Origin of the sequence: Pseudomonas bohemica, assembly GCF_002934685.1 — a bacterium.
In the GTDB taxonomy this organism is placed as follows: Bacteria; Pseudomonadota; Gammaproteobacteria; order Pseudomonadales; family Pseudomonadaceae; genus Aquipseudomonas; species Aquipseudomonas bohemica.
In genome coordinates this window covers 1-6,778 of sequence record NZ_NKHL01000046.1, presented here as the reverse complement: position 1 = coordinate 6,778, position 6,778 = coordinate 1, and the positions used below count along the sequence as shown (strand labels likewise).

The following is a 6,778-nucleotide window of genomic DNA, read 5'->3' as shown; positions in this document are numbered from 1 at the left end:
TTCGTAACGCTTTGCCATGCGGGCCTCCAGCCAATCATGGCGGCAATTCTACCCTGCCGACTTTTCGTACAAAACCTAGTAATATCAGGGCCCTGTCGAAGTTTGACCATATACCCGTTAAGGATAAAACGATGCAAATCAGAGAAATGGCTCAAGCGGTATTGATTGTCAGTGGTGCATTGATGCTTGTTGCGTGCGCAGGCGGGCCATCCGAAGGTGAGATTCAGGCCGCCTTGCAACCCAAGCTTGAGGGCGCGTCCTGCGTGCGTGCGCCGATGTTCAAGACTTTCCCTGTGACGCTGAACGAAGGTTTCGGGAGCGGCACGTCGATCGGTAATGAGTCCTCTTTTGATGCGTTGGTGGCTGCGGGGCTGCTCGCTAGAAATGGCAACACTTATTCCCTCACTGATCCTGGGCAAGCTGCTTATGTCCAGCAGGAGTCAGGATTCTGTTATGCCCAAGGCTATGAAATAGCCAAGATCAAAGACACTTCTGAAAACACCGAAAAAATGGGCCCGGCTGTCGATAAGTCATGGGTAGTGACGGTGGACATTCGTCAGAAGTCGGTCGCCGCGTGGGCCAAAACACCTGCTATTCAGAAATTGGCACACAACCCGGAAACGCTTAGTGAGGAACCGAAAAGCTATCGCGTGGTTGTCGGCAGGTTGAAGGCGGATAACACGCTGCAGTTGATTGACCCACGCTTTTCTATCATGCGTGGTTTAAGCGTCAATCAGGCGTTTTGAATCCATGGCAACGACCCATCTTGGGTAGACGGAAAGATCCGATTTAACACCAGCCCGCTCTGCGGGCTAAGTCAGTAGAAGGCGCGACTTACGAGGCTTCAATTCTGGAGAGCCGAGGCAGTAGAAGGGGCGGTGATCGGCGCCCTAGATCGAGCATGCAAAAGGAGTGATTTATGGCTTGAACCCGGGGCGGTTCAATTTCGCCGTTCTGCATCCGCATGGCCATATAGGCTCGATCCTTAAACAGTTGGTGCGGATCGACGTCGGCGGGATGATTGATAGACCAAGGAGCAGGAACAAATATATTGTGTAGGCTGCATCTATTTGTGGAACTGAAGCCTCAATACAGCCACACACCCTACACTTATATAAATATAACCAGTGTATCGCGTACGTCCGGGTGGAGGTCTGCCTACTGCAGCCCAGCCAGAAATTCCGGTTGTGCAACCGCTTAGTATGAAACATCTGCCTCAAACTTGATCGGCCTGTATTGAGCTGTTAGTCAGCGTGATGCCCACACATGCCACGCGACATCAGTCAAGCAGAGCTGACTGGATGACTGGTGAATTATGCGCACGGATAAAACTCAGCCGACGTTGTCAAGAGTGGCGGAATTGCTCGCATTGCAAAACGCGCCAAGCCCTGCACGGAGGAAAAACGCCACGGCCGGGCAGGGGGGGCAGGCGAACGGCCGGCCGGCCATACCTGCCGACAGCGCGCCCTGGCTGGCGAAAGCCGCCACGGTGCTGGGTCGCCCGGCCGACGCTGTCAGAATGTTTTCGCGAAGCGGTTTGCTGACCCTAGAACATATCCGTCTGATGATGTTCTGCCAGGAACCGTCGCCACCTCGATGGAGTGTGCTTGGTTACCCCATCATTCCCCATGGGGTTCCCGCGGGGCTTTGGCATGAGGCCTTGCTGCGTGCCAATACCGTCGCCATGGCGGTACAAACGTGCACCTTCGCGCTCGATGAACAAGGCACCGCGGTGCTGATCACGCAGATCCCTTTCCATGCCTATGGCGATGCTCAAGCCTTGGCGCAGGCCTTGGCAGACATGGATGAGCTCGCATCAGGTCTGGCGACCACCGTTTCTGCTGCAGCCCACGTCGGCAGCGTTGGTCACTCGCCGCCGTCGCCTGACATGGCCCCCACCAGCCCTGATCTAGCCCAATTGAGCAGCCGAGTCGAGGCCCTCGCCACTGAGCAAATGGGCGCGCAATGGCATCGTCCCTTGCTCGAACAGGCGCTGCCCGAGCTCGGTCTACCTGTGCCGAAAGCGATGTTTGGCAGCGTTGGAGCGTTCAAGTTCGGCAAACGCTTCGTCGAACTGATCGCCGCCCCTGACCAGAAAAGCCTGCTGCTCAGCACGCCGGTATCGGTGCAGCTGAAGACCTTGCCGCAACGTCGAGCGGCACTGCAGACCAGCTTCTACCTACTCACCGGCGCGCATTGCAGCATCGCGCTCGCGCCCAACGGTGCCTCCCTGCAGTCACGGTGGGATGCGACCGGTCTCGATGGCAAGGACCTGGCAGCCTGGCTGGCGGACTTCGTCACCCTGGCTATCTCGATCGACCGTGGCGACAACGCCGCGACGAGCGCCTCGGGCATTTCGAACACGGAGTTTAAGCGATGAATGAAGTTAGCAGCAACATCCGACACACCCCCATGCAGCAGATCGAGCACAACGTCGACCGTGAAAGCGGGGTCCAACGGCAGGCGCCTGCGGTGGGTGATCGACTGCATCGTGTCGGCCAGAGCCTGCTCGGTATCAGCGGACAATTGCTGTCCGACAGGATGTCCAACCTGCCATCCATGCGTTCGCTCGGTGCCATGGCCGGGCATGGCGTGCAGCAGCTAATCACCTGTGGCGGCCCGACTGTTGCTCGGGAAGAAGTGCTCATGCGCGCGTACCACGCGATGCTGCCGGTGCTCGCCGCCGAAGCCAAATGGGCGCTGCTCGGCACGCAAGGCGTGATCTCCCTGGCCAAGATCGGTGCGAATCTTTACCGGCAGACGCGCATGGAGCGCTTGCCGGAGTCGGACGTAGCTGTGCGAGGGCATTTCGGTCTCAGTCAACAGCAATGGGATGCCAAGGGCGAGGATGAGCAAAACCAGCTGCGCGCCCAACACAGCACCGATTCACGCAACGTCACGCGCAACCAGGTCATCGCAGAAGCCGCGTTTCTGGTCATGTCTTCCCTGAGCCTGGCCAAGGGCGATGGCGCCGTCGCGGCCCGCGTGCTAGCGACCCAGATGCGTAATATCATTTATGCGGGCAGCCGCGAATCACTGCAGGCCACCATCTGCCTGACCGGCAGCAAGCACGGCAATGCCTCGCACGGGGTGAACGAGTCGAACATGGCCACTAATGGCTGGACCTACGCAGCCATGACCCTGGCGGCGGGCTACCTGCAAGACACAGTGATTAGCAACGTACTCCCCAAAGGGCAATCCGTATCCGGTGCGCACCTCAACGGCGCCGACGGCAAGCCGCTGACCGGCAATGCACTGAAGAACGCTGTGAATATGGTTGCCGGGGTCCGCGCGTTGGCCAACAGCGCGATCGAGTTCATTGATGCCTATCGCGGTAAGCACTACGACCTCAAGCAGGTCGGAGACGAACAGAAGCTGCAGGAATTCGGCAAAAAAATGGTGCCGATGAAGGACTACGAGCGGCTGCTGGACCACTCGATCGCACGCCTGAGCTGGAACAATGTGTCCAATGCTGGGGTACTGGCCTTGCAACAGGCTGCTGAAGGCATTGGCAAAGAGAACCTGCCGCCAGGCGTCATGCAATTTCTCGGCAATGCCGGCACAGCGGCGATGTTCGGTGCGACCTACCGCATGGTCAACCAGACCTACCAGGCCCACGCCAAGATGCGCACCGCCTGGGCCGCGCACCAGTCTGGCCAACCACGCCAGGCGGAAGGTCCGATCGGTGTCGTGGTCGACGACGACCCCCCTGAAGCGGACAGCAGCTTGGTACGCGCTGCATCTTCGCCGGCAGCGAGCCCTCAGTCGCAATCGCTGCAGGACAGCGAGCCACATGACAATGGTTCTGAAGCCAGCCAGGAAACGCAGGTCGTTCGTGCCATCAGCCAGAGCGAGGATGACTTTTCGCAGACTTCTTCCGAGACTTCATTGAGTAGCGTGCAGTCGTCGAGCGACATGCACGCACTGACTATCCGCAGGCTCATCGCAGATATACCTACTGCGTCCCGTCCCCGTTACGGTACCACCGCTACGGCCGAGACACAGGGCACTCTGCCCACGATCGAGGAGGTGGAGGAAACGGAAAGCCTGCCTCCGAGCTAAGCGGTCACGCAAGCATGAGGATGGCCGAAACGAAGCTCTCCAGGATGTCTATTTCGAAGACCAGATTGGCCCCGGCAGTGAGTACCTGGATTGGGCAAAATCTGTCTATAACGCGATGCAGCGACCGCCAAGTGCGAAGGAACCTCGTAGTCGCAGTTGGCCCTTCACCAAATAACCGGAAAACGACCAGGTACGCCCAAGCCCAAGGCTTTCCAATATCTAGAAAATGCCTTTGAACTCGCGCTTAAGCATTGGTCGACGACTCTTGCCGCCAAGGTCCCAACTGCAACGGGGAATGTGGAAGTTGTTCAGACCCTTTTAGGCCACTCAGAATTGGACCACGCGAAGGCCTATCTCAGCGTGTGCCAGGAACGATTCGACAGGCATTTACGGTCGCGCTATAGCAACGCGGGATAGTTGAAATAAATAGGGCGTAGCGCCCTGTTTTTCCTTGCTTGCTAGGGCGTAGAGCCCTATAATACTTCGCATGGCCGGGCATGTCGCCCAGGTCGAAGCGGAGAATTCCTTATGAGTATGTCCACCAGCGTTGCAATCCCCACCACCCTCGCCGACCTGCTTCAAGCCCGTGAAGACGCGTTGCGCATGATCGGTGATTCAATCTCTGTCATGCGCAAGGCCAGTGAGGTGCTGGCACCGATGGGCTCGCTGCTGATGCCGTATAGCGCGCGCATCAACGGTGACGTCGGGCAGATCCGCCGTGAGCTGGATGCCAGCATGTGGCGTCGTGCGCTCGATCTGACCGGGTTCAAGCAACTGATGGACGCAGAAGCCGCCAAGGAGTTTGAAAAGGGTCTGGAGCCCAATCCGCCAGAGTTCACCGAGGGCACCATTCGGGCGACGTTCCTTGACTTGCGTATCAAAGCCGAGCCGATGTTTCGCCGGGGCATCTTCAACGTGTTCCGCTACCTGTCAGACGACTACCGTACCAACGAGAAAGAACCCTTTCGAATCGGTCGCAAGGTCATCATGTCAGCGATGATTTCGGAGGGGTACGGCATGCGTGGTGGCCTGCGTGTCAGTCATGGTTACGCCTCTGACAAGCTCAACGACCTTGACCGCGTGTTCACCACCCTAGACGGCAAGCCGTTTCAGCCCCGGTCGCTGGAATCAGCCATGGCCGTTGCGTTCGAGAAGATGGAAGTGTTCGAAAACGAGTATTACCGGGCTAAAGCGTTCCGTAATGGCAACCTGCACATGGAATTCAAGCGGCAGGATCTGCTGGACAAGGTGAATGAGCAGATCGCTGAGTTCTATGCCGATGGAGCTTTGCCGGATGCGCGTGCAGCCTAAAATACAGGGCGTAGCGCCCTAGAAGTAGTTGCATATTAGGGCGTAACGCCCTATTATGCATCTCAAGGCCGGGCAATTCGCTCAGGTCGTAGGAGAAAGCAATGCAAGCATCTGAACTTGAAGTGATCCAGCAAGCCTTAGCCATTCTGGATGCCCACCTGAAAGCCAAAGGCGAGGCGTTGCAGTCGCCGGGTGCCGTTCGCTCGTACCTGCGCCTTGAACTGGAGCAGGAGCAGTGCGAGGTTTTCGCGGTGTTGTTCCTCGACACCCAGCATCGCGTGTTGCAGTTCGTTCGCATGTTCACCGGCACCATTGATCAGGCATCTGTCTACCCACGTGAAGTGGTGAAAGCTGGGCTTGCGCTCAATGCTTCGGCAGCGATCGTTTGCCACAATCACCCGAGCGGCGATTCGACGCCTTCGCACGCTGACCGTCAAATCACGGTGCGCTTGAAGGATGCGCTGGATTTGGTGGGTATTCGCTTGCTGGATCACTTTGTCATCGGCCACGGCGAAACTACATCTTTTGCCGAAATGGGTTGGATCTAAATTTAGCGAGCCCCGCAAGGGGCTCCATCACAAGGTGATGCAATGGAAACCAAAGGCAGTTATGGGGAGCAAGTCAGCATTCGACCTGAATGTCTTTGTGCTCGCAAAGATTGGGCCGAGCCTAATGCTGATGAGGTACGCGCCGCGCTGAGAATGGCCAACTGGAGTGGGGAAGAACTGTCTCGGCGCATCGGCGTAGACAGTCGTACTGTGCGCCGCTGGACGCTAGGAGAAAAGCCGATCAACTATGCGTCTTGGTGCGTGTTGTGTGTGCAAGCCGGACTTGGCGAAATCTGGATGTTTGCCCCGCTGGCAGGCGAAGCCCCGAAGTAACGAGGAAAAGTGCGGATGAATCTGCTACAGCGAGTCTTCGTTTTGAATGCCTACGCGGTGATGCGTCGCCAGGTTTATTGCCGTCTCGGGCTTCACGGCCCAAGAAATGGACCTGATGGAAAACCCGGCAATGTGTGCTGCTGGGGGTGCGGCTTGGTCTACAACCAGGCCATGTGGAAAGAGTACATCGTCACTTTGAAGGACGGTCAGGAATACGAAGTGAAGGCGACTAACGAGTACCACGCAGGCTCTGTAGTCGTGTACGGGAATTTTAACGGTAGGACACTCGCTATTGACGGTCACACCGGCAAACCTTTGGGGTGTGAAGTGAAGGTTCATCGCGAGAACATCGCGAGCATCCACCTGAAGCCAAACAGTTAACGGAAAACGCGATGACCAGCTACCACGTACATGCAACATTACGATGGGAGGGTGCGTATGAACCCTAGGTTTTGTACGAAAAGTCGGCAGGGTAGAATTGCCGCCATGATTGGCTGGAGGCCCGCATGGCAAAGCGTTACGAA

At 57.4% G+C, this 6,778-nt stretch carries 7 protein-coding genes; all 7 read left to right on the top strand.

The genetic code is table 11. The annotated features are described in order from the left end of the window. The coding region (locus tag CE491_RS00435; protein WP_234407454.1) for a hypothetical protein at positions 1-746 on the top strand (746 nt) is incomplete at its 5' end. A gap of 569 nt (positions 747-1,315) precedes the next feature. Continuing rightward, positions 1,316-2,380, top strand: a complete 1,065-nt coding sequence (locus tag CE491_RS00430) for a CesT family type III secretion system chaperone (RefSeq protein WP_110946421.1) — start codon at positions 1,316-1,318, stop codon at positions 2,378-2,380. After that, positions 2,377-4,062 carry a hypothetical protein gene (locus CE491_RS00425; protein ID WP_110946420.1) on the top strand — a complete coding sequence of 562 codons (1,686 nt, stop codon included), beginning with the start codon at positions 2,377-2,379 and terminating at the stop codon, positions 4,060-4,062. Before CE491_RS00430 ends, CE491_RS00425 begins: the two co-directional genes overlap by 4 nt. 528 nt (positions 4,063-4,590) lie before the next feature. After that, entirely contained in the window at positions 4,591-5,373 is a 783-nt protein-coding gene (locus CE491_RS00415) for a DUF4942 domain-containing protein (RefSeq protein ID WP_110946419.1), read from the top strand. A gap of 101 nt (positions 5,374-5,474) precedes the next feature. After that, positions 5,475-5,921 carry a RadC family protein gene (gene radC / locus CE491_RS00410; protein WP_110946418.1) on the top strand — a complete coding sequence of 149 codons (447 nt, stop codon included), beginning with the start codon at positions 5,475-5,477 and terminating at the stop codon, positions 5,919-5,921. A gap of 42 nt (positions 5,922-5,963) precedes the next feature. Then, positions 5,964-6,254: a helix-turn-helix domain-containing protein gene (locus CE491_RS00405; protein WP_110946417.1), complete on the top strand. Its 291-nt coding sequence runs from the start codon at positions 5,964-5,966 to the stop codon at positions 6,252-6,254. 15 nt (positions 6,255-6,269) lie between these two features. After that, on the top strand, positions 6,270-6,635 hold the full coding sequence (locus tag CE491_RS00400) for a hypothetical protein (RefSeq protein ID WP_110946416.1): 366 nt from the start codon (positions 6,270-6,272) through the stop codon (positions 6,633-6,635). The last annotated feature ends 143 nt before the right edge of the window (positions 6,636-6,778 follow it).

Excerpts from the sequence above, each read along its gene's own strand:
- CE491_RS00405 (WP_110946417.1), top strand. The coding sequence starts at position 5,964 with ATGGAAACCAAAGGCAGTTATGGGGAGCAAGTCAGCATTCGACCTGAA.
- radC (WP_110946418.1), top strand. The coding sequence starts at position 5,475 with ATGCAAGCATCTGAACTTGAAGTGATCCAGCAAGCCTTAGCCATTCTG.
- CE491_RS00400 (WP_110946416.1), top strand. The coding sequence starts at position 6,270 with ATGAATCTGCTACAGCGAGTCTTCGTTTTGAATGCCTACGCGGTGATG.
- CE491_RS00425 (WP_110946420.1), top strand. The coding sequence starts at position 2,377 with ATGAATGAAGTTAGCAGCAACATCCGACACACCCCCATGCAGCAGATC.
- CE491_RS00415 (WP_110946419.1), top strand. The coding sequence starts at position 4,591 with ATGAGTATGTCCACCAGCGTTGCAATCCCCACCACCCTCGCCGACCTG.
- CE491_RS00430 (WP_110946421.1), top strand. The coding sequence starts at position 1,316 with ATGCGCACGGATAAAACTCAGCCGACGTTGTCAAGAGTGGCGGAATTG.